General features: G+C 41.8%; 27 protein-coding genes. 1 reads left to right on the forward strand and 26 read right to left on the reverse strand.

The window, feature by feature from the left end; genetic code table 11:
• Nucleotides 1-13 precede the first annotated feature (13 nt).
• The 5 genes from H8R91_RS07420 to fba form a co-directional block, all read right to left on the reverse strand.
• The gene (locus H8R91_RS07420; protein ID WP_243237788.1) at nt 14-1,357 is read right to left on the reverse strand and encodes an esterase/lipase family protein; all 1,344 of its coding nucleotides are present in this window, start codon (nt 1,355-1,357) and stop codon (nt 14-16) included.
• A gap of 130 nt (nt 1,358-1,487) precedes the next feature.
• A complete protein-coding gene (locus tag H8R91_RS12425) occupies nt 1,488-2,576 on the reverse strand; it encodes a dockerin type I repeat-containing protein (protein WP_186935492.1) in 1,089 nt (362 codons plus the stop codon).
• Nucleotides 2,551-6,732: an RCC1 domain-containing protein gene (locus H8R91_RS07430; RefSeq protein WP_186935493.1), complete on the reverse strand. Its 4,182-nt coding sequence runs from the start codon at nt 6,730-6,732 to the stop codon at nt 2,551-2,553. Before H8R91_RS07430 ends, H8R91_RS12425 begins: the two co-directional genes overlap by 26 nt.
• Before the next feature lie 162 nt (nt 6,733-6,894).
• A complete protein-coding gene (htpG, locus tag H8R91_RS07435; protein ID WP_186935494.1) occupies nt 6,895-8,778 on the reverse strand; it encodes a molecular chaperone HtpG in 1,884 nt (627 codons plus the stop codon).
• Nucleotides 8,779-8,961: 183 nt separating this feature from the next.
• Nucleotides 8,962-9,828: a class II fructose-1,6-bisphosphate aldolase gene (gene fba, locus H8R91_RS07440; RefSeq protein WP_022235575.1), complete on the reverse strand. Its 867-nt coding sequence runs from the start codon at nt 9,826-9,828 to the stop codon at nt 8,962-8,964.
• Between the two features lie 335 nt (nt 9,829-10,163).
• On the opposite strand from fba, the gene H8R91_RS07445 reads away from it, so the two are divergent.
• Nucleotides 10,164-12,005 carry a trypsin-like peptidase domain-containing protein gene (locus H8R91_RS07445; protein WP_186935495.1) on the forward strand — a complete coding sequence of 614 codons (1,842 nt, stop codon included), beginning with the start codon at nt 10,164-10,166 and terminating at the stop codon, nt 12,003-12,005.
• A gap of 837 nt (nt 12,006-12,842) precedes the next feature.
• Here H8R91_RS07445 and rplQ read toward each other — a convergent pair.
• The 21 genes from rplQ to rplN all read right to left on the reverse strand — a co-directional run bounded on the left by rplQ (nt 12,843) and on the right by rplN (nt 23,070).
• Nucleotides 12,843-13,184, reverse strand: coding sequence for a 50S ribosomal protein L17 (gene rplQ / locus H8R91_RS07450; protein WP_178586622.1), 342 nt, complete (start codon nt 13,182-13,184; stop codon nt 12,843-12,845).
• Between the two features lie 36 nt (nt 13,185-13,220).
• Nucleotides 13,221-14,174: a DNA-directed RNA polymerase subunit alpha gene (locus H8R91_RS07455; protein WP_022234127.1), complete on the reverse strand. Its 954-nt coding sequence runs from the start codon at nt 14,172-14,174 to the stop codon at nt 13,221-13,223.
• A 75-nt stretch (nt 14,175-14,249) separates the two neighbouring features.
• Complete coding sequence (rpsD, locus tag H8R91_RS07460) at nt 14,250-14,846, reverse strand: 30S ribosomal protein S4 (protein ID WP_186935496.1); 597 nt, start codon at nt 14,844-14,846, stop codon at nt 14,250-14,252.
• A gap of 32 nt (nt 14,847-14,878) precedes the next feature.
• A complete protein-coding gene (gene rpsK, locus H8R91_RS07465) occupies nt 14,879-15,280 on the reverse strand; it encodes a 30S ribosomal protein S11 (protein ID WP_022234125.1) in 402 nt (133 codons plus the stop codon).
• 15 nt (nt 15,281-15,295) lie between these two features.
• Nucleotides 15,296-15,664 (reverse strand): 30S ribosomal protein S13, encoded by a 369-nt coding sequence (gene rpsM, locus H8R91_RS07470; RefSeq protein ID WP_022234124.1) that lies wholly within the window; start codon nt 15,662-15,664, stop codon nt 15,296-15,298.
• Nucleotides 15,665-15,732: 68 nt separating this feature from the next.
• Entirely contained in the window at nt 15,733-15,846 is a 114-nt protein-coding gene (gene rpmJ, locus H8R91_RS07475; RefSeq protein WP_015523208.1) for a 50S ribosomal protein L36, read from the reverse strand.
• A 40-nt stretch (nt 15,847-15,886) separates the two neighbouring features.
• The gene (gene infA, locus H8R91_RS07480; RefSeq protein WP_022234123.1) at nt 15,887-16,105 is read right to left on the reverse strand and encodes a translation initiation factor IF-1; all 219 of its coding nucleotides are present in this window, start codon (nt 16,103-16,105) and stop codon (nt 15,887-15,889) included.
• A gap of 14 nt (nt 16,106-16,119) precedes the next feature.
• A complete protein-coding gene (locus H8R91_RS07485; RefSeq protein ID WP_022234122.1) occupies nt 16,120-16,359 on the reverse strand; it encodes a KOW domain-containing RNA-binding protein in 240 nt (79 codons plus the stop codon).
• A gap of 9 nt (nt 16,360-16,368) precedes the next feature.
• Nucleotides 16,369-17,121 (reverse strand): type I methionyl aminopeptidase, encoded by a 753-nt coding sequence (map, locus tag H8R91_RS07490; protein WP_022234121.1) that lies wholly within the window; start codon nt 17,119-17,121, stop codon nt 16,369-16,371.
• A 2-nt stretch (nt 17,122-17,123) separates the two neighbouring features.
• A complete protein-coding gene (locus H8R91_RS07495) occupies nt 17,124-17,756 on the reverse strand; it encodes an adenylate kinase (protein WP_117705185.1) in 633 nt (210 codons plus the stop codon).
• A 36-nt stretch (nt 17,757-17,792) separates the two neighbouring features.
• Nucleotides 17,793-19,097, reverse strand: coding sequence for a preprotein translocase subunit SecY (gene secY / locus H8R91_RS07500; RefSeq protein WP_186935497.1), 1,305 nt, complete (start codon nt 19,095-19,097; stop codon nt 17,793-17,795).
• Entirely contained in the window at nt 19,098-19,541 is a 444-nt protein-coding gene (gene rplO, locus H8R91_RS07505; RefSeq protein ID WP_022234118.1) for a 50S ribosomal protein L15, read from the reverse strand. It lies immediately after the preceding gene.
• Between the two features lie 18 nt (nt 19,542-19,559).
• A complete protein-coding gene (rpmD, locus tag H8R91_RS07510) occupies nt 19,560-19,730 on the reverse strand; it encodes a 50S ribosomal protein L30 (RefSeq protein ID WP_022234117.1) in 171 nt (56 codons plus the stop codon).
• A gap of 17 nt (nt 19,731-19,747) precedes the next feature.
• On the reverse strand, nt 19,748-20,245 hold the full coding sequence (gene rpsE / locus H8R91_RS07515; protein ID WP_022234116.1) for a 30S ribosomal protein S5: 498 nt from the start codon (nt 20,243-20,245) through the stop codon (nt 19,748-19,750).
• A 17-nt stretch (nt 20,246-20,262) separates the two neighbouring features.
• Complete coding sequence (gene rplR, locus H8R91_RS07520; RefSeq protein WP_022234115.1) at nt 20,263-20,622, reverse strand: 50S ribosomal protein L18; 360 nt, start codon at nt 20,620-20,622, stop codon at nt 20,263-20,265.
• 17 nt (nt 20,623-20,639) lie between these two features.
• On the reverse strand, nt 20,640-21,182 hold the full coding sequence (gene rplF / locus H8R91_RS07525) for a 50S ribosomal protein L6 (protein ID WP_022234114.1): 543 nt from the start codon (nt 21,180-21,182) through the stop codon (nt 20,640-20,642).
• A 13-nt stretch (nt 21,183-21,195) separates the two neighbouring features.
• Complete coding sequence (gene rpsH, locus H8R91_RS07530) at nt 21,196-21,594, reverse strand: 30S ribosomal protein S8 (protein ID WP_022234113.1); 399 nt, start codon at nt 21,592-21,594, stop codon at nt 21,196-21,198.
• Nucleotides 21,595-21,615: 21 nt separating this feature from the next.
• Nucleotides 21,616-21,801 carry a type Z 30S ribosomal protein S14 gene (locus H8R91_RS07535; protein WP_022234112.1) on the reverse strand — a complete coding sequence of 62 codons (186 nt, stop codon included), beginning with the start codon at nt 21,799-21,801 and terminating at the stop codon, nt 21,616-21,618.
• A 12-nt stretch (nt 21,802-21,813) separates the two neighbouring features.
• Nucleotides 21,814-22,353, reverse strand: a complete 540-nt coding sequence (gene rplE / locus H8R91_RS07540) for a 50S ribosomal protein L5 (RefSeq protein ID WP_022234111.1) — start codon at nt 22,351-22,353, stop codon at nt 21,814-21,816.
• 14 nt (nt 22,354-22,367) lie between these two features.
• Nucleotides 22,368-22,685, reverse strand: coding sequence for a 50S ribosomal protein L24 (rplX, locus tag H8R91_RS07545; protein WP_022234110.1), 318 nt, complete (start codon nt 22,683-22,685; stop codon nt 22,368-22,370).
• Nucleotides 22,686-22,701: 16 nt separating this feature from the next.
• The gene (rplN, locus tag H8R91_RS07550) at nt 22,702-23,070 is read right to left on the reverse strand and encodes a 50S ribosomal protein L14 (RefSeq protein ID WP_022234109.1); all 369 of its coding nucleotides are present in this window, start codon (nt 23,068-23,070) and stop codon (nt 22,702-22,704) included.
• Nucleotides 23,071-23,089: the final 19 nt, after the last annotated feature.

Consider the following 23,089-nt stretch of genomic DNA (forward strand, 5'->3'; position numbering starts at 1 on the left):
TTTATCCTCCTTATCAATAACCTGATTTTTTCAAGTCTGCAAGTATCTGCACATAAAATTCTCTTATGTCAAAGTCCTTAATATTTTCACGGTTAAGGTCGATCATATCTCCGTGAGAAATACCTCTTTTACCTTTTGTAGTAATGTATGTATATTTTTCGCCCCAGGCAAAGGAGTTTTCTGAAACCAAGCCGTCATTCTCGCCGTCAAAATATTTTACAAGATTGTATGAAAAGTTAAGCGGAAATTTTCCTCCCGACGCTCTGTTCAGCTTTGAACCAAAGCTCTGATAATAAACCTTTGGTGAGTCAAATACATCAGCGTTAAGTTTCGTACAATTTGCCTGCGTAAGGTCGGTTACGGCAGAGATGAAGTCGGGATTTTTGTCGCCAAACTTTAAAAGTGCGTTATTGTATGCAAAAGCAATTTTGTTTTTAACATTAGGCGAAACTTTTGTTAAAAGATAGTCGGCAAAACCGCAGCCACGATGCGGAGTGTTTATTGTGGTGAGCGATGCTGTCATATCTTCAACGCCGTAACAGGCAATCGCCTTTCTGCAATCAAGCCCGCCCTTTGAATGAGCAATAATGTTCAGCTTTTCACAACCTGTTTCTGCAACGATTTGTTTAATTCTCTCGGCAATCTCTTTTGCGCTGTCATCTACAGATGCGGCTGATTCGTGATTACCGTAGTAAATTTCTGCGCCGTTTGCAATAAGCTCTGCCGGCACTCTGCCCCAATAATTGAAATATGCGCTGTCACGAAAAAACACACCGTGCACAAGTAACACAGGGTATTTTGTTTTGCAAATTTTCTCATTGATTCTTTTTCTGTCTTGTTTGGCTTTATCAATCTCAAAATTAACCTCTTGGATAGTTATTTTTATAATAACGCCAAGACAAAATAAATTTACAATCGGAATAAAACCGCAAATTATTCCGATAAACCTATGCTTTATGCCAAGTTGAACCGATGTGCAATAAACGGAAATAATACCGTTCCAAAACAAAATAAACTCCGCAAGCAGAGCACCTCCAAGGCACAGCGCCCATTTTACCCAATTGTCGGGTAACATTTGAAAAGCCGACTGAATATAAATCACACTTGAAAGCAGAGTTGTTATTAAAAATTGCAAGAGCAATTCACTGCCGTGTGCAATCATTCTGAATTTAAAAGACGGATAGCCGCCCTTTGCACCGGACGGAAAAACATTTGCGGCAACAAACGCAAAAACACTGATAAGCGGCAAATACCACCTGTCAAGCATCTCTGCAAGAAAAATGCCGTTAATACCGACCATAAGCATAAGCGTGAGCAACAGCCTATAAAAGAATGTAAACACTCCGGATTTTTTCATTAAATCACCCGTTTTTATAATAACACGCACACACAAAAATTGCAACTAAAAGTAAAACTTGCGTTGCGGCATAACAAAAGCGGTCACATATTGCGACCGCTTTTATATTACCTATGATTTAATATTTTTATTAAGAAACACAATTTGCAATGTACTGCTGAAGCAAAGTTGCGTCTAAAATATCCACATAGTCGTCTTCATTAACATCCGCAAATTTTAACTGCTCGCTTGATAAATTAATTAAATCAACATTATATTTCATAATCAAAGTTACATCATTTACATCAACCTTGCCGTTCATATCAACATCTCCAACCATTGTGTTGCCGATTGTAAATGCTTTTTCAACAGTTCCGCTGTAATTACCAATACCGCTGATAATAGCAGTGGCAGTGCCGACAGAAGTGTTATTTTTGAATGTTACGGTATAGTCCTTATCCTTAACAAGGGCAATGCCGTTGTTTTCGAGTATCATTTCGGGAACAACCGCCTTGCCGGAGTACTCGCAGTTTTTAACAACAATTTTAGGAATTGTTGAAATATCGCACCTTGTAATATCAAACCAGCAAATATTTCTTCCTGTGAAATTACCAATACCCTTAATTACAACAATACCTATGCCCACATTGAGGTTGTTTTGGTATTCTACGGTATAATCAATATCTTTAGCTAAGGTGTAGCCGTCCATTGATACTGCAACATCAGGCTTAATTTCCTTGCCCGAATACGGCACCGAGTTAATGCTCGAAACCTTGCAGTCATTCACATCAACATTGTTAATTGTAAAGGTCTTTGTAGTGTATCCAACAAAATCGCCCTTGCCCACTATTGTGTATGTATATTCGCCGACGTTTTTAGCCTCGTACGCACCTGTAAGTGTGTAGTCAATGCCCTCGTACAGGGTGTAATCGTTTACCTTTACAACAGGCTTAACAGCTTGCGTTTTTCCGTTGTAGGTAAGGTTTTCGGCAGTTACCTCTGCGTTGCTCAGGTTAATTTGTGTAATGCTTGCCACAAACTCATACGGTGTATCGCAATCTGCCTTTGGAGTGTAGGTTACAGATATATTGCCGTTAGCGTCAGCCCGTACCTGATCCACATACAAAACATTATCATCTGTTAAGAGCTTATTGACATTCTTATCTTTTAAAGAATAAAAATTATAAATACCGTTTGCCTTATATCCTGCAAGCTTAGGTATGCTTAGCCGATGACGCACCTACGGGTTCAAGCGCCTGCTTTGCCCTCAGCACATTAGTACGGTCATAAATCTGAATAGCAACAGGCGAGGTTTGGTTTGATTTATTACCGTTGCCAAGCTCTCCGTATTCGTTATCTCCCCAGGTGTATACCGTACCGTTCTTTTTTAAGGCTATTGTATGATGGGAACCGCCCGCACTGCTTACAACATCACTCATTATTTTTACAGGGGTATAGCTGTTATTGGTTGTCCCGTTGCCAAGCTCTCCGTATTTGTTATATCCCCAAGTATACAGTCCGCCGTCCTTGGATACTGCCGTTGTATGATAATTACCAAGCTCTACGCTCTGCACATTTACGGCTATTCTTTGTGGTCTTGTTAAGTTATTTGTTGTTCCGTTGCCGAGCTGTCCGTAATTGTTATATCCCCACATATACAGACTGCCGTCTTTGGTTATTGCCGCACTGTGCCAGCAGCCAAGACTTACCGCCGCTACATTTTCCATTATTTTTATCGGAGATACTGATTTCTCATAGTTGCCTGAGCTTTCGTTGCCGAGCTGTCCGTAATTGTTATATCCCCACATATACAGACTGCCGTCCTTGGTTATTGCCGCACTGTGCCACGCACCAAGACTTACCGTCGCTACATTCTCCATTATTTTTACAGGAGTGTAGCTGTATGTTGTGCTTCCGTTGCCAAGCTGTCCGTAATTGTTATATCCCCACATATACAGACTGCCGTCTTTGGTTATTGCCGCACTGTGATAACTGCCAAGACTTACCGCCGCTACATTCTCCATTATTTTTACAGGAGTATAGCTGTTTGTTGTGCTTCCGTTGCCAAGCTGTCCGTAATTGTTATATCCCCACATATACAGACTGCCGTCTTTGGTTATTGCCGCACTGTGATAACTGCCAAGAGCAACATATTTTACCGATTTTTCAGGAAGCGTAGATGACGAGTTATTTACCTTTACGGGAATGTTACTGTCAACATTTGACTGTATGCCAAGCTGTCCGCTACCGTTAGCTCCCCACATATACAAATCGCCGTCTTTTGTTACTGCCGCCGAATGGTCGTGACCTGCCGCTATTTGGGTTATTTCGCCTGTCGGGGTAAAGCTGTATCCGCCGTTATCGGGTACTACGCCGTATTTTATACCGTTTGCTGTCAGCACATTAGTACGGTCATAAATCTGAATAGCAACAGGCGAGGTTTGGTTTGATTTATTACCGTTGCCAAGCTCTCCGTATTCGTTATCTCCCCAGGTGTATACCGTACCGTTCTTTTTTAAGGCTATTGTATGGGAACCGCCCGCACTGCTTACAACATCACTCATTATTTTTACAGGGGTATAGCTGTTATTGGTTGTCCCGTTGCCAAGCTGTCCGTAATTGTTATATCCCCAAGTATACAGTCCGCCGTCCTTGGATACTGCCGTTGTATGATAATTACCAAGCTCTACGCTCTGCACATTTGCGGCGACTCTTTGCGGTCTTGTTAATTCATTTGTTGTTCCGTTGCCAAGCTCTCCGAACCGGTTCCATCCCCACATATACAGACTGCCGTCCTTAGTTATTGCCGCACTGCGCCAGCGGCCAAGACTTACCGCCGCTACATTTTCCATTATTTTTATCGGAGATACTGATTTCTCATAGTTGCCTGAGCTTCCGTTGCCGAGCTGTCCGTAATTGTTATATCCCCACATATACAGACTGCCGTCCTTGGTTATTGCCGCACTGTGCCACGCACCAAGACTTACCGTCGCTACATTCTCCATTATTTTTACCGGAGTGTAGCTGTATGTTGTGCTTCCGTTGCCAAGCTGTCCGTAATTGTTATATCCCCACATATACAGACTGCCGTCTTTGGTTATTGCCGCACTGTGATAATCGCCAAGACTTACCGCCGCTACATTCTCCATTATTTTTACAGGAGTATAGCTGTTTGTTGTGCTTCCGTTGCCAAGCTGTCCGTAATTGTTATATCCCCACATATACAGACTGCCGTCTTTGGTTATTGCCGCACTGTGATAAGTGCCAAGAGCAACATATTTTACCGATTTTTCAGGAAGCGTAGATGACGAGTTATTTACCTTTACGGGAATGTTACTGGCAGCATTTGACTGTATGCCAAGCTGTCCGCTACCGTTAGCTCCCCACATATACAAATCGCCGTCTTTTGTTACTGCCGCCGAGTGACTGTCCCCTGCCGCTATTTGGGTTATTTCGCCTGCCGGAGTAAAGTCGTAATCCGTATTACCCTGCGAGCCACCAAGTACAAGTTCGGCAGATGTTGCCGCATTATTTACGGTTATAACGGTTGACTCTGCCTGACCGCTATATGAGGCGGTAATACCATGGTTGCCGTTTGGTAAATATAATATTGCCCTGCCGTCGGAGTCGGTTGTTTCTGTACCGTTTACAGTCGTACCGCTTACAGGCTTTCCGCTTTTATCCCTTACCGCAACCGTTACCTTGTATGTAATATGTGGGCAGGTGGTAAAACCAAACTGATTATAATCAAATGAATAGTAAAAGTCGCCGCCCTTATAGCTTTTAGATGCCGACCACTCAAGCTTTAGCTTATCTGAATTAAAAAACTTTGCATAAACGCTTATACCTTTTATATAATTTATTTCACCCTTAAGACAGGTGCCGCAATCGTGCTTATAGTCCTCGTTATTGCCCGTTTCTGCAAACTCGGCACTTATTTCAGGCCCTATTTTTCCCGAAATTCCGCCCTCCGCAACAGCGCCAAGCAGCTTTACTTTGCCTGTAACCTTTAAGCCGATAAACAGCTTTCCTTTTACCTTTAGCTCTGTTTTTATTTCTGCCGCTTTGCTTAAATCCTTATAGCCCTCACTGCTCGACACACTAAAGCCGAATTGAGTTTCAACAGAAGCACCAAACGATACTTCAATTTCACCCTCAAAAGAAACAGCCGGCTCTATTGATATGTATAATCCCGGAACGGGAGATGCTCCGTACTCGCCCAAACTAAAATCGTGCGAAAACATAGTTGCCGACACGCTGATTTCTACACCCAAGGATTGCTTTGATATAAGCTCAAGGTACTGATAGCTGAGAGATACATAAACCTTTGCCGAAACCGAAAGTCCAAAGCTCAATGAGCCTGTTACAGAAATGGTATCATTAGGGGCATAATTAATCGCAAACCCCGTAGAAAATGCTGCCGAAGCCTCCATATCCACCGCTCTTGAGGTTCTGCTCCTGCTTGACGCCTCTTCAACCTTTAACTCATCACTGAGCTTTGAATCGTCATATGTAAAATCCGACTTTTTAGCGGTACTGTCTATCTTTACATAATCGAATACCTCGTCAAGTCCGGTATCCGCACCTGTAATAGTTGCAGTTGTGCCGTCTATGGTGATATTTGCAATTTTTACCACAAGTGCGTCGCCGTCACTGTAATTATAAGAGAAAATATCGCCCTCATTAAGAGAAGAAATACTCTCGTCTATATTTTCGATTACATAGGTTTTTGTGGTATCGTCACTTTTTGTAACCTTGTTTTTATCGCCCGAATCATCAACAAGTTTTACATCTTCATTATAAACAGCAAAGTTATTATCGTCTTCGTTATCGAAATTAAGCACCTTGTTCTCGTCAAAATCATCGGTGGTTTTTGCAAGAAATTCCTGCATTTCCTTTGTATACATCGGTGAAGAATAAGCGGTACACAAAGGCTTGTTTGTAGCTGTGTCAATAAGATAACCCTTTACATAAAAATACTGTGGCATATCTTCGGTATCAAGGGTAACATTCCTCTCGGTTTCACCCTTTTTTACCTCTGTTGTGCCTGTTGCAATAAGTGTGTCGCAGCTCTCGTTGTAAATAGCCACAAGCAAGGTTGCGTCAACAATGGTTTCAAACGAAATTACGGCATTGTTGCCCGAAACTGCAACAGAAAATACATTACAGCCGTTGTTCTCCTCTGTTTCTTCGTTTTTATCTTCAATTTCATTCGCAAGCATTGCGCCCACCGAGTTTGTACCCTGAACGGATAGGTTGTTCTGAATGCTTGCATTCTGTGCGCTTGCATTTTCATCATTTGTTACCGCACTTACACTAACTGTAAATACCGAAAAAATAATTGTAGCTACAAGTGTAATTGCCAAAAATTTGCTGAAAAATTGTTGCCTTTTCATAATATCCTCCTCAAGCCTTATTTCAACATTATTATACAATATAAAAATATATGTTTCAATATATTTGTTGAAATTAATCGTTTTGATGTAAAAATTAACATAAAAACTCCCGTTTAACCATAATCAGTCGGTTAAACGGGAGTATAAATTCAAAATATTAAATTACACCATAAGACTGCAAACAAGATCTGCATATTCGCCGGGATTTTCAATCGGAAGTCCTGCAATGAGGAGAGCCTGATCGTAGAGAAGCTCTGCGTACTTCTTTGCTTTTTCAATATCCGTCTGCACTGCGCTTTCCATTGCCTTTACAGCCGAGTGATTCATATTAAGTTCAAGCACTCTCTGTGCTTTCATACCGCTGTCAGGCTGAACCGCATTGAAGTATTTTTCCATTTCAAATGAAATGCCGCCCTTTGCGGTAAGGCAAACAGGGTGAGAAACCAACTTTTTAGACGCAACAACTTCGCTTACCTTGTCGCCGAGTGTTTCTTTTACAAAAGTAAGGATTGCACTGCTGTCCTTTTCTTCCTCTTTGTTCTCGTCATTCTCAATGCCGAGGTCATCGTTTGTTGCCGAGCAGAATTTCTTATCCTTATACTGCATAAGTGTTTGGAGTGAGAACTCATCAATTTCTTCTGTACAATAGAGGATTTCGTAACCCTTTGAACGCAAAAGCTCTGTTTGCGGGAGATTGTCAATTGAAGAAATGTTCTCGCCGACTGCAAAGTAAATAAACTTCTGATCCTCTTTCATTCTGTCAACATATTCCGAAAGAGTTACAAGTTTTTTCTCTGTAGAAGAGTAATACATAAGTAAGTCCTGCAACTCTTCTTTATGCATACCGTAGTCGGCAGATACTCCGTACTTAAGCTGTCTGCCAAAGGCATTGAAGAACTTTTCATAATTTTCTCTGTCATTTGCAAGCATTGAAGTAAGCTCGTTCTTAATCTTCTTCTCAATGTTCTGTGCAATAGTGATAAGGTGACGGTCATGCTGGAGCATCTCTCTTGAAATGTTAAGAGAAAGGTCTGCACTGTCAACAATACCCTTTACAAATCTGAAATGTTCAGGCAAAAGCTCCTCGCAGTTTTCCATAATAAGAACACCGCTTGAATAAAGCTGAAGTCCCTTTTTGTATTCCTTTGTATAGTAATCGTAAGGTGCCTGTGACGGAATGAAAAGCAATGCCTTGTATGTAACAACACCCTCTACGGAAGTTACGATTGTATGCAAAGGCTTGTCCATAGCCATAAACTTTTCACGATAAAAATTATCGTACTCTTCCTGCTTAACATCTTTCTTTGCTCTTTGCCAGATTGGGAGCATACTGTTAAGAGTTTCGGTTTCTGTATAATCCTCATACTCCGGTTTTTCGCTGTCCTTGGTTTCTTCCTTAACTCTGCTGTGAGTCATATCCATCATAATCGGATAGCGGATATAGTCGGAATACTTCTTGATAAGTCCCTGGATTCTGTACTGCTCAAGGAACTCATCATAGTTTTCTTCCTCTGTATTGTCCTTAATTTCAAGTACAATTGTTGTACCGATTTCGTCCCTCTCTGTTTCGGTGATTTCGTAACCGTCTGCGCCGTCAGATTCCCACTTGTAAGCTGTGTCACAGCCGTATTTCTTAGTAACAACGGTAATTTTCTTTGCTACCATAAAAGCGGAGTAAAAGCCGACGCCGAACTGACCGATAATGTCAATATCGTCCTGCTTTTCGCTCATTTCCTGCTTAAACTTGTATGAACCCGAAGATGCGATTGTGCCAAGGTTGTTTTCAAGGTCGTCTTTATCCATACCGATACCGTTATCGGTAATTGTAAGTGTACGGTTTTCCTTGTCGGGCTTTATAAAAATCTTAAAATCATCTCTGCTCATATTAAGCTTATCGTCTGTAAGTGCAATAAAACAAAGCTTATCAATAGCATCGCTTGCATTTGAAATAAGCTCTCTAAGGAAAATCTCCTTATGAGTATAAATTGAATTAATCATCAGGTCGAGAAGTCTTTTTGACTCTGATTTAAATTCTTTCTTAGCCATAAAATTACTTCCTTTTTAATTAATAATGCGTACTACATTCTTTCGTACTAATATTATATTATACATCATTTTGGTTAAATTTTCAATAGATAAAGTATTGGTTATGTGTAATATTGTCTGCGCACAAAAAAGGCTCCGTCAAAAGACGAAGCCTTAAATTTGTGAAAATATTAAGCTATACGATTAAGCCTTACCGACTGAACCGAAGAGTTCCATTTTCTCTTTAACAGTAGCCTTGATAGCCTCTGCACCCGGAGCAAGGAGCTTTCTTGGGTCAAAGCCCTTACCCTCTAAGTCCTTACCTGCCTCAACATACTTTCTTGTAGCATCGGCAAATGCAAGCTGGCACTCTGTATTTACATTGATCTTTGAAACGCCGAGTGAAATAGCCTTCTTGATCATATCAGCAGGGATGCCTGTACCGCCGTGGAGAACGAGTGGCATATCGCCTGTAAGCTGCTGAATCGCATCAAGAGTTTCAAAGCTAAGGCCCTTCCAGTTTGCAGGATACTTACCGTGAATGTTACCGATACCTGCAGCGAGCATTGTTACGCCGAGGTCAGCAACCATTTTACATTCCTTAGGATCTGCGCACTCGCCCATACCGATAACGCCGTCTTCCTCACCGCCGATTGAACCAACTTCAGCCTCAAGTGAAAGACCGAGAATGTTACAAGCAGCTACGAGTTCCTTAGTCTTAGCAATGTTCTCTTCGATTGGGTAGTGTGAACCGTCAAACATAATTGAGCTGAAACCTGCCTTAATGCAAGCCTTAGCGCCTTCGTATGAACCGTGATCAAGGTGGAGAGCAACCGGAACAGTAATGTTAAGCTCTTCGAGCATACCGTTTACCATACCAACGACTGTCTTGTAACCGCACATATATTTACCTGCGCCCTCAGATACACCGAGAATTACAGGTGAGTTAAGCTCCTGAGCAGTTAAAAGAATTGACTTTGTCCACTCAAGGTTATTGATGTTGAACTGACCAACTGCATAGTGGCCTGCTTTTGCTTTTGTAAGCATTTCTTTAGCGTTTACTAATGGCATATTAATCTTCCTTTGTAGTAAATTTTCGGAACAAAAAACATAGTCGCTCCGAGTTACTTTTATTATACAATAAATCATTTCAAATATAAAGTCTTTTGCAAAAGTTTTTTGGTTTTTTGAAGAAATTACAGGAAAAATCTTGTAAAATCACCTAATTTTCAATATATACTCACATAAGCGTGATATAATTTTGTTGCTTTTAAAACAATAAAGTTATATAATACTTATGAAAGCTATAAATTAGTAATTCATAATTAAAAATTTGCAACATATAACTTTGACTTAATTATTTTATACAATTACGAATTATGCATTACTAATAAGGAGATATTTTTATGGATAATAATTTCAATTCTAATAATCAGTTTGAACCTGAAAAGCCTTTTACCGAAAAACCGACCGAGCCGCAGACTGCGCCTGTTTTTGAAACCGAAAATACAGAAAACAACGCAGAAACGACTAACGAACAATCGGTAACACCGCAGTATCGAAATTTTGAGCCTGAAAAACCGTTTGAAAATGGATTTTCTCAACCTCAGCAACCGCAAAATGACTTTGCTCCTCAAACACCGAATTTTGAACAGCCACAGCAAAACGGATATTATCAAAACAACGGCTGCAACGGACAATACAACCCAAACTTTAATCAGCAGTATAATCCGAATCCGCAATATCAACAGCCGTTTAATCCGCAACCGCCTCAATATCAGCCGTACGGCAATCCGCAGGCTGGCGGCAGACCTGTGTATCAGCCTCAGTATGGACAATACGCTAATCCACAGCAGCAATATTCTCAACCGTACGCACCACAGTATCAACAATATCAACCGCAGTACGGACAGCAGAATTATCAACAGCCAAACTTTAATCAACAGCCAAACTTTAATCAGCAGCCATACGGACAGCCTTATGTGCCGCAGCAAAAGCCGCCTGTTGATTATTCAAATACATACGCACAACCGCCAATGCCGAATATGCCACGCAAAAAGATGACACCCGGCATAATTGTAATAATAGTTGTGCTGTCATTGCTTTGTGTAGGCAGTATCTGCGGAATGATTGCCTATGTTGCATCAAATTCAAACGGCAACAAAAATAATACAAATAACAGCTATACATTTACATTACCGAGTGACAGTCCGTACTTTAACAATGACAGTTCAAGCACTCAAGAGCATAATGAATCCGATTACAGCAACAAGACAAATTCTACTTATGAGGGAATTGACTTAAAAGCTAAACCGAGCGATGCTAAAGATTCCAAATACAACACCGAATATGCAAGCAACGAAGTAACAGATTCTATTGTCGGCGTTCTTTGCTATTCAGACGAAATCACAGATGATTCACAGTGCACTTCGCAGGGCAGCGGAATTATAATTACATCAGACGGTTATGTGATTACAAATGCTCATGTAGTTGGCAACAGCAAAACTCTCTACCTTATACAGGTCGTTACTTCCGACGGCAAGCAGTATAAAGCAGGTGTTGTTGGTTACGATACACGCACAGACCTTGCTCTTTTGAAAATGGACGATGCAAGCGGACTTAAGGTCGCAAACTTCGGTAACTCCAAAGATGTTTCACTTGGTGAAAGTGTAATAGCTATAGGTAATCCCGGCGGAGTTAAGTATAACAACTCAATCACTCAGGGTATTGTATCTGCAGTTGACAGACAGAGCAGTATTACGACAAATGTAAAATTCATTCAGACAGATGCAGCCATTAACCCCGGCAATTCCGGCGGCGCTCTTGTAAATATGTACGGTCAGGTAATCGGAGTTTCATCCGCAAAAATAGCCGCTACAGATTACGAGGGTATGGGCTTTGCAATTCCTTCTGCCACAGTAAAAGATGTTATTGATGACATTATGAAATACGGCTATGTGCAGGGCAGAGTAAAAATTGGCGTTACAGGTGAAAATGTACAGAGCAGTGGAAACACGCCTGCGGGCATTGCGATTTACAGCATTGACGAGGACGGTCCTTGCGCAAACACAGACCTTAAAGAAAACGATATTATCACAGGTGCCGACGGCAAAAAGGTAAGCAACTTTGCCGAGTTCTATGATATACTCGAAAGCCATAAAGCAGGCGATACAATTGAGCTTGAATATTACCGCAGCTCAAACGGCAGTACAGATAAAGTTACCATAACTTTGCAGGAAAGCAAGTAATAAAATTATATAATCATAACGACCGCTGTCATTATCGGACAGCGGTCGTTTTTTTAATTATATAACGAGTGGCTTTTCCTGTTGCTGTCGCATTTAAAGGGTAACACCGTTGTGTTTAGGCTGCCAAACAGCTAGCCGTTTGCTATCGTTAGATTGTGTAAACGCAAAGTATTTGTGGGCTTTACCCACAACCTCAACCGTTGAAAAGGTTGACTAAACTTTTATAATTAATTGGCAAAGCAATTGTTAAATCGTAATTTACCAAACCTTTAATAAAAATGATTCTTTATCAAAAGTTGGGGTAAATTGTTGTTTAGCGGAGTGTCGGTTGGGCATTGAAATTTAGCTAACGCTAAATTATCCTCCTAAAAGCAAAAAAGTTTACTCAATTTTTTCAAAAATTGCGGGTTTGGGCAGCGCCCATAAAATCTTTCGATATAACAATTTATCAGGTGCAAACAGCCACGCTGTTTGCGTGTTAAGACTTAGTTTGTTAAAACAGGCGACAGCCATTTATAAAAGAAATGATTAACTTTTCATTATATATCGAATGGCTTTCTTGTTGCTATCGCATTTAAAGGCTTTCGCCTGTTTGGCTATCGTTAAATTGCATAAACGGAAAGTATTTGTGGGCTTTACCCACACCCACGGCCTTTGAAAAGGTCGACCAAACTTTTATAATTGCCTTGTGGAGTATTCCGCTAAACCATAATTTATTATTGTTACCCCAACATATAGAACAAAACCATAAAAATCTAAGCATAACATTAAAGCAAACGCAAAAACGCTCTCAACTGAAGTTGAGAGCGTATATCAGCAAATATTATTACCGAAAAATCAGATTAACTCGATAACAGCCATCTCTGCACCGTCACCACGACGAGGACCGATCTTTGTTACTCTTGTATAACCGCCGTTTCTGTCAGCATACTTTGGAGCGATTTCAGTAAAGAGCTTTACTGTAACCTCTTCCTTAGTAACAAAACCTAAAACGAGTCTTCTGTTGTGAAGGTTATCTTCTTTTGCTGTAGTAATCATCTTCTCAGCCATAGCCTGAACTTCCTTGGCACGAGTAAGAGTTGTTTCGATTTTGCCGTTTTCGAGAAGGAATGTAACCATTGCACGGAGCATAGCTGTTCTCTGAGCAGTTGTTCTTCCTAATTTTCTTGTACCTGGCATTGTGTTCACTCCTTTACCGTTGGGTTTTTAAAGTGTTTATTCGTCTTCCTTCTGAAGACTAAATCCGAGAGAATTGAGTTTCTGGATTACTTCCTCGAGAGATTTTCTGCCGAGGTTTCTTACCTTCATCATATCCTCTTCTGACTTGTTGATCAAATCTTCTACCGTATTAATACCGGCACGCTTTAAGCAGTTGAAAGAACGAACTGACAAATCGAGATCTTCAATTGTCATTTCAAGGATTTTCTCCTTGCCCTTATCGTCTTTTTCAACCATAACCTCTGCGCTTGAAGCCTTATCCGAAAGGTTTACAAAGAGGTTTAAGTGCTCGGTAAGCACCTTAGCTGCAAGTGAAACAGCCTCCTGTGCATTGATAACACCGTTTGTCCAAACATCAAGTGTGAGTTTGTCATAGTCAGTAATCTGACCTACACGAGTGTTGTCAACTGTGTAATTTACCTTTAATACGGGAGTATAAATAGAATCAATAGGTAAAACGCCAATAACATTATTGCCGCTAATAAGCTTGTTGCGTTCAGCAGGGATGTATCCTCTGCCCTTGTCAATGGTGATTTCCATATTGAGCTTTGCATCCTCACCGAGAGTTGCAATGTGCTGCTCAGGATTGAGAATCTCAACCTCGCTGTCACATTTAATATCTCCGGCAGTTACTACGCAAGGACCCTGTGCTGAGATTTCAACAACCTTTGGGCTTGTTTCGTAAAGCTTTGCAACAACGCTTTTCATATTAAGAACAATTTCCGTAACGTCTTCCTTTACGCCGGGAATAGTTGAAAATTCGTGAAGAACTCCGTCAATCTTGATAGATGTAACGGCACAGCCTTCAAGAGAAGAAAGCAAAACTCTGCGCAGGCTGTTGCCCAATGTGTTGCCAAAGCCACGCTCGAGCGGTTCAACAACAAATCTGCCGTGCTTTCCATCCTCGGTTAATTCCTCGGTTTCAATTCTTGGCTTTTCAATTTCGATCATTCGCGAATCCTCCTAAACATTATGCGGCTGCATAATGCAGCCAATGCGTGTGTAACCTGCCTGTGAAAAAAGGGATTACTTGGAGTACAACTCAACAATAAGGTGAGGAGCTACTTCGTAGTCAATGTCCTCAAGACTTGGCAAAGCAACAACCTTTGCTGTGTATTCATCCTTATTTACCTCGAGCCACTTTGGTGAGAGTCTGCCGCTTGTCTTGTCAAGAATTTCTTTAAACTTAACGCTGTTCTTGCTCTTATCTCTGATTGTGATAACATCGCCAACCTTAACTCTGTAAGATGGAATATCAACTCTCTGACCATTTACGAGGAAATGACCGTGAGTAACAACCTGTCTTGCATCTCTTCTTGTCTGAGCCATACCCATTCTGAAGATGATGTTGTCAAGTCTTGTTTCAAGACAAACGATGAGGTTAGTACCTGCCTGACCTTCCATTTTTGTAGCATTTTCATAGTAGTGATAGAACTGCTTCTCAAGAACGCCGTAGATAAACTTTAACTTCTGCTTCTCTTTGAGCTGTAAGCCGTATTCTGAAACCTTCCTTCTACCATTTGCATTTGGCTTTCTGAAAGATTCCTTGTTTATGCCTACAACAGTAGGGCTAATGCCCAGGTATCTGCATCTTTTTAAGATAGGATCTCTGTTTACTGCCATTTTATTTTCACTCCAATAGAATATTTTAAATACTATACACGTCTTCTCTTAGGAGGACGGCATCCGTTGTGAGGAATTGGAGTTACATCCTTAATCATAGTAACCTCAAGACCTGCTGACTGTAAAGCTCTGATTGCAGCTTCACGGCCCTGTCCCGGACCTTTAACATATACTTCAACGGACTTCATACCGTGTTCCATTGCAGCCTTTGCAGCTGTCTCTGCTGCTGACTGTGCGGCAAACGGAGTTGACTTCTTTGAGCCTCTGAAGCCGAGTTCGCCGGCACTTGCCCAAGATACAGCGTTGCCCTGTGTATCGGAAATAGTAACGATTGTGTTATTAAAAGTTGACTGAATATGTGCTGCGCCTTTTTCAATATTTTTGCGTTCACGGCGACGGCGAATAACTTTCTTACCACCCTTTGGTGCTGCCATAATCCATTGCCCTCCTTACTTCTTCTTGTTAGCCATGGTTTTGCGTGGGCCCTTACGGGTACGAGCGTTAGTCTTAGAACGCTGACCTCTTACCGGAAGACCTTTTCTGTGACGAACGCCACGGTAACAACCAATATCAATAAGTCTTTTTATATCATAAGCTATGTCACGGCGAAGGTCACCTTCAACACGACAATGATGCTCAATATATTCTCTGAGCTTTGATACATCCTCTTCTGTTAAATCTCTAACACGAGTGTCAGGATTTACACCTGTTGCAGCAATAATGTCGCCTGCAGTTTTACGGCCGATACCGTAGATATAAGTTAAACCGATTTCAACTCTTTTATCTCTTGGTAAGTCAACACCTGCTATACGAGCCATTCAGTTGCACCTCCATCAAAAATCAATAAATTAAATTAGTAGTCTGTGTTTTAATGTTTTTAAGGTAATTAACCCTGACGCTGTTTGTGCTTAGGGTTTTCGCAAATAACTAAAATCTTACCTTTTCTTTTGATTACTTTGCACTTATCGCACATTTTCTTTACTGAAGGTCTGACTTTCATTAGTTAATCATTCCTTTCTAAAAAGTCGTATTGCCCCGGCTTATTTAGAACGCCAGGTAATTCTTCCTCTTGTCAGGTCATACGGTGACATTTCCACCGTTACCTTGTCGCCCGGCAAAATGCGGATAAAATTCATACGCAATTTACCTGAAATAACAGCTAAGATCACGTGACCGTTAGGCAGCTCAACCTTAAACTGTGCGTTAGGGAGAGCCTCCCTTACAATACCCTCGATTTCAATTACATCCTGTTTGGACATATCATAAACCTCCGTTAGTCGTTTTTTAAATCACTTAAAATTCGTTTTATCTGCGGATTGGTTTCTGCTGAACCTGTATAAACTACAGTTGTAGCCGCAAGATGAAGTAAATTTTTCTTCTTCGGTTTTTCAAGCTTACGGGTTTTACCGTCTGCTATAAACGCAAAATGACCCTCAACCGAGAGTACAAGGAAAAATTTACCTTTGTCACGCCCTGACTTTGCTCTGACTATGCTACCCTTTTGAATGTTCATAAATCACCTTTAATCACAAAGAGTCATAATCTTAGGACCGTCAGGAGTAATTGCTACTGTATGTTCAAAATGTGCGGCAAGCTTACCGTCAACCGTAACGGTAGTCCACTCATCATCAAGAACACGCACCTCATAGGAGCCCTGAGTTACCATAGGTTCAATAGCGATTGTCATACCCGGCAACAGTCTTACGCCTCTGCCCGGTGTGCCGTAATTGGGGATACTTGGGTCTTCGTGTAATTTCGCACCTACGCCGTGGCCGACAAAATCTCGTACCACCGAGTAACTGCGAGCTTCGACATACTTCTGAACAGCGCTGCCTATATCGCCTACACGATTTCCGGCAACAGCCATTTTAATTCCCTCAAAAAGGCCTTCTTTAGTTGCGTCAAGCAAACGCTGAGCTTCGTCACTGATTTTGCCGCAGGCAAACGTATAGGCATTATCGCCGTGAAAGCCTTCGTAAAATGCGCCGACATCAACGCTTACAATGTCGCCCTCTTTAAGAATCTGTTTTTTACTCGGTATGCCATGGATAACCACATTATTTACGGAAATGCAAGCACTTGCAGGAAAACCGCCATAACCGAGAAACGAGGGTGTAGCACCCTGTTTCTCGATATATTTGCGAACTATAGTATCAATTTCGTAAGTGGTGATACCCGGCTTTACAGCCTCACCTGCAACACGGAGTGCCTCCGCTGATATTCTGCATGCATCTTTCATTTTAGAAATTTCCCGTGCTGTTTTTACAATAACCATACTTAAGCCTCGATTGCTTCTAAGATAAGCTTTGTAGTAGAAACTACATCGTCTTTACCCTCTACATTAATGAGCTTGCCCTGCTTCTCGTAATAAGCTGCGAGAGGCTCAGTCTCTTTGTGATATACAGCAAGGCGAGCAAGTACAGTATCTGGGTGGTCGTCCTTGCGCTGAACAAGGGTGCCGTTACAATCATCGCAAACGCCCTCAACCTTTGGTGGAAGGTTAGTGAGGTGATAAGGCTTGCCACAATTTTCGCAAACACGGCGTCCGGACATACGCTTGATAATTCTTTCGTCGGCAACATCAATGTTGATAACATACTGAATTTCAACGCCCATTTTATCCAGAGCCTCAGCCTGAGGAATGGTTCTTGGAAAACCGTCAAGTATAAAACCCTTAGAGCAGTCATCCTGTGAAAGTCTTTCCTTTACGATGCCGATAACAACCTCGTCGGGAACGAGTTTGCCTTCGTCCATAAAAGACTTAGCTTTCAAACCCATCTCAGTGCCGTTTTTCAGCGCTTCACGGATCATATTTCCGGTTGAAATAGTGGGAATTCCAAAATGCTCACAAAGTACAGCTGCTTGAGTACCTTTACCTGCACCCGGAGCACCTAACATAATAATGTTCATTTTATTATACTCCTTTTATCTCAATAAGTCAAGAAATTAGTCAAGAAAACCTTTATAATGTCTCATCATCATCTGTGACTCAAGCTGTTTTACTGTTTCAAGTGCAACACCAACGAGAATGATGATTGAAGTACCGCCGATAGCCATACGACCCATGCCTGTAGCAGAACCGTAAATACTTGGAACAAGTGCGATTACTGCGAGGAAGAGAGCGCCGATAAGAGTAATTCTTGAAAGAATATTTCTTATGTAGTCAGCTGTCGGTGCGCCCGGACGAATACCCGGAATTGTACCGTTGTTTGACTTAAGGTTGTTTGCCATTTCAATCGGATTGTATTGAATAGTAGTATAGAAATATGCGAACATTATAATTAAGATAAAGTACAATACATTATAAAGCCAACCGCTTGTATCAAATGCATTGAAGAAAGCACCCCAGAAACCGTCTTTAACCTTTGCGAAAAGATTAATAGTACCCGGGATAGAAAGAATTGAGCTTGCAAAGATGATTGGAAGTACGCCGCCGAGTGCAACCTTGATTGGAAGGTGACTTGACTGACCGCCATACATCTTTCTGCCAACAACTCTCTTTGCATACTGGATCGGAATTCTTCTTTCGCTGTCCTGCATAAATGTGATAACCCATACAATGGCAACAAAAATAACAATCCAAAGCGGAACGAGGAAATAGAACTGAGTTGAACCCTCGCCTGCAAGTTTCCAGAACTGACCGAGCATACTTAATGTGTAAGGAAGCTGAGCAACGATACCTGCGAAAAGGAGAATTGAAATACCGTTTCCGATACCGTTTGTGTTAATCTGCTCGCCAAGCCACATCATAAGTGCTGTGCCGGCTGTGAAAACAAGAATAATAACAATAGCAGAGAAAACAAGTGAGAAACCCTCTGTGTAAACTGTAACACCTGACTTATGGAGATAGTACCAATAAGCACCGCCCTGAACAAGACCAAGACCAACTGTTACATAACGGGTAATAGTACCGATTTTTCTTCTGCCTGCCTCTCCCTCTTTTGCCATTCTCTCAAGAGGAGGAATTGCAACAGTAAGGAGCTGCATAATAATTGAGCTGTTGATGTAAGGTGTAACGCCCATTGCAAAAAGTGTTGCATTTGCAAAAGCGCCGCCTGACAATGTGTTAAGATATGCAAGCATAGTATTGCCCTCGTTCATACCGTTCATGGCGGTAGCGAGTGCACTCATATCCAGAAACGGAACAGGAATAACTGAACCGATTCTGAATACGATGATAATCATAAGTGTAAATAAAAGTTTTTTACGAAGGTCAGGTATTGACCAGGCATTTCTAATTGTTTTTAACAATTATACCACCTCTGCCTTTCCGCCTGCCGCCTCAATGGCTGCTTTAGCAGATTCGGAGAAAGCAGATACCTTTACTGTAAGTTTTTTGTCGATTTTACCGTTGCCGAGAACCTTTACTGCGTCAAAACCGTTCTTAATAACGCCGGCATTTACTAAAGCTTCTACGTCAACTGTAGCACCGTTTTCAAACTTTCTGTTTAAAGTACTGAGGTTAATTGCAACAACATTCTTAGCGAAAATGTTATTGAAGCCTCTCTTTGGAACTCTACGCTGAAGTGGCATCTGACCGCCTTCAAAACCCGGACGAATACTTCCGCCTGAACGAGCCTTCTGGCCCTTGTGTCCCTTGCCTGCAGTCTTACCCCAGCCTGAGCCGTGACCTCTGCCAATTCTCTTTGAGTCCTTCTTTGAGCCCTCAACCGGTGAAAGTTCATGTAACTTCATAAGTACGCACCTCCTTGCTTATGCTTCGATAACCTCTACGAGGTGAGAAATTTTTGCTACCTTGCCTTTTGTCTGAGCGTTATCAGGCTGAGTTGTTACATCGCCGATTTTCTTCAGACCTAAAGCCTGGGCGGTTGCAATCTGTGGTTTTGTACAGCCGATGAGGCTCTTTACTAACTTAATTGTCATAGTTTACAACCTCCCTGTTATACGATTTCCTTAACGGATTTACCACGTACAGCGGCAACTTCTTCAGCAGTTCTGAGAGCTGCAAGACCTGCAAGTGTTGCTCTTACAACATTGCAAGGATTGTTTGAACGAAGAGCCTTTGTTCTGATATCCTTAATACCTACTGCCTCTATAACGGCACGAACCGGACCACCTGCGATAACACCGGTACCGGGAGCTGCAGGCTTCATAAGAACTCTGCCTGCACCAAATTCACCAACGATTTCATGAGGGATTGTTGTACCTCTAAGTGAAACCTTCATAAGGTTTTTCTTTGCATCCTCAATGCCCTTACGGATAGCATCAGGAACCTCACCAGCCTTGCCGATACCAAAGCCTACTACGCCGTTGCCGTCGCCTACAACTACGAGAGCTGCAAACTTAAAAATACGACCGCCTTTAACCGTTTTTGATACACGGTTGATAGTAACTACTCTTTCTTTTAATTCGCCTGTTACTTCTACTGTTTTAGCCAAAGTTATTCCTCCTATCCTTAGAAATTGAGTCCGCCCTCACGAGCGCCTTCGGCCAATTCCTTAACACGGCCGTGATAAATGTTACCGCCTCTGTCAAATACAACATCAACGATATTCTTTTCAGCTGCACGCTGTGCAATAAGCTTGCCTACTGCCTTAGCTGCTTCTTTGTTTCCGCCATTGCCTTCAATGCTCTTGTCAAGGCTTGAAGCCTGAGCAAGAGTAACACCAGCTACGTCATCAATAAGCTGAGCGTAGATGTTGTTTGTGGAGCGGAATACGCATAAACGTGGACACTGAGCAGTACCGCTGATCTTGCTGCGGATTCTCTTATGACGCTTAATGCGTGCTTTTTTTGTTTCAGGTCTGCTTACCATAGTCATTCACTCCTTAATTATTTACCCTTACCTGCTTTACCTTCCTTGCGGCGGATAACTTCATAATCGTACTTAATACCCTTGCCCTTATATGGCTCCGGTGGACGCTTTTCTCTAACCTCGGCAGCAAACTGACCAACCTTTTGCTTGTCAATGCCTGTGATTATGATTTTGTTTGGATCAGGAACTTCAATCTTGATGTCGTCTGTATCCTCAACGATAACCTGGTGTGAATAACCAAGGTTCATAACGCACTTATTACCCTGCTTCTGAACACGGTAACCAACGCCGTTTACCTCAAGAGTCTTCTTGTAGCCCTCTGTAACACCGATAACCATATTGTGGATAAGTGTTCTTGTAAGGCCGTGAAGTGAGCGGTTTTCTTTTGTGTCGTCAGGGCGGGTAACTTCGATTACATCGCCCTTAACTTCTACTGTCATAGCAGGGTTGTACTTGAAATCAAGTGAGCCCTTCGGTCCCTTAACAGTGATAACGCCGTCAGCGATTGAAGCTGTAACTCCGGCGGGAATATTTATAGGTTTTCTTCCAATTCGAGACATTTATCGTACCTCCTTACCAAATGTAAGCAAGAACTTCGCCGCCAATATGTTCAGCACGAGCCTGACGATCTGTCATTACGCCCTTTGATGTTGAAATAATGGCAATACCGAGGCCCTTCATAACCTTTGGCATATCTTCTACATTGCTGTAAATACGTAAACCGGGCTTAGATACACGGCGAAGACCTGTAATAACAGGAGTCTTGCCGTCAACGTACTTAAGAGTAACCTTAATAACGCCCTGCTTACCATCTTCTATAACTGTGAAATTCTTGATATAACCCTCGTCAAGAAGAATCTGACAGATTGACTTCTTAAGGTTTGAAGAAGGAATTTCTACAGTATCGTGCTTAGCTGAGTTAGCATTACGGATTCTTGTAAGTAAATCAGCAATTGTATCTGTAATCTGCATTAGATGTTACCTCCCTTGTCCTTACCAGCTTGCTTTCTTTACGCCCGGAATTTCGCCCTTGTAAGCGAGCTCACGGAAGCAAATACGGCAAATACCAAACTTACGGAGGTAGGCGTGTGGTCTACCACAGATGTTACATCTTGTGTACTCTCTTGTTGAGAACTTCTGCTCTCTCTGCTGCTTAACTTTCATTGAAGTCTTAGCCACAACAATCCCTCCTTACTTTGAAAACGGTGCGCCCATAAGTGTTAAAAGCTCACGAGCCTCTTCGTCTGTAGTTGCAGTGGTAACGAAACAAATGTCCATACCACGAACCTTGTCAACCTTGTCATACTCAATTTCAGGGAAAATGAGCTGCTCTTTAAGACCCATATTGTAGTTGCCTCTGCCGTCAAAAGAGTTAGGGTTAATACCTCTGAAGTCTCTTACTCTCGGAAGTGCTACATTAAAGAATCTGTCGAGGAACTCATACATTCTCTCGCCTCTAAGTGTTACCTTACAGCCGATTGGCATACCCTCTCTGAGCTTAAAGTTAGCAACTGACTTTCTTGCACGGCAAACAAGTGCCTTCTGACCTGTGATAATACCAAGGTCCTTAGAAATAGCGTCGATAACCTTTGAATTTTCTCTTGCTTCGCCTGCACCAACATTGATAACAATCTTGTCAAGCTTTGGAATCTGCATTGTGCTCTTATAGGAGAACTTGTTCATAAGAGCAGGTGCAACTTCTTTTGAATAATATTCTTTAAGTCTTGCCATATCTTATATCCTCCTTAAAGTGCTTCGCCACATTTAGCGCAAACACGGCCCTTAGAACCGTCTTCGTAAATCTTGTGAGCAACTCTTGTCTGCTTCTTGCAACGAGGGCAAACGATCTGAACCTTAGATGCATACATAGCGCCTTCAGCCTTAACGATGCCACCCTGCTCGCCCATCTTTCTTGGCTTAACATGCTTAGAAACCATGTTTACCTTCTCAACAATAACTTTGCCTTCTTTTGGGCTGACAGCAAGAACCTGACCCTGCTTGCCCTTATCCTTACCGCTGATAACGATAACGGTGTCGCCTGTTTTTACATGAACTTTACTCATATTGTGACACCTCCAATTAAAGTACTTCAGGAGCAAGTGATAAGATCTTCATATAATCCTTATCACGGAGCTCTCTTGCTACTGGTCCGAAGATACGAGTACCCTTAGGGTTCTTATCTTCCTTAATAATAACAGCTGCATTCTCGTCAAAACGGATATAAGTACCGTCCTCACGTCTTACGCCCTTTGCAGAACGAACTACCACAGCCTTAACAACGTCGCCTTTTTTAACAACACCGCCGGGTGCTGCTTTTTTAACTGAAGCAACGATTACATCGCCAATGTTGGCATATCTTCTTCTGGTACCGCCGAGTACACGAATGCACATAAGTTCTTTTGCACCTGTATTATCGGCAACCTTGAGAAGTGTCTGCTGTTGAATCACAGTGTATTCCTCCTTTTCT

This window comes from Ruminococcus intestinalis, from assembly GCF_014288065.1.
GTDB lineage: Bacteria > Bacillota > Clostridia > Oscillospirales > Acutalibacteraceae > Ruminococcoides > Ruminococcoides intestinale_A.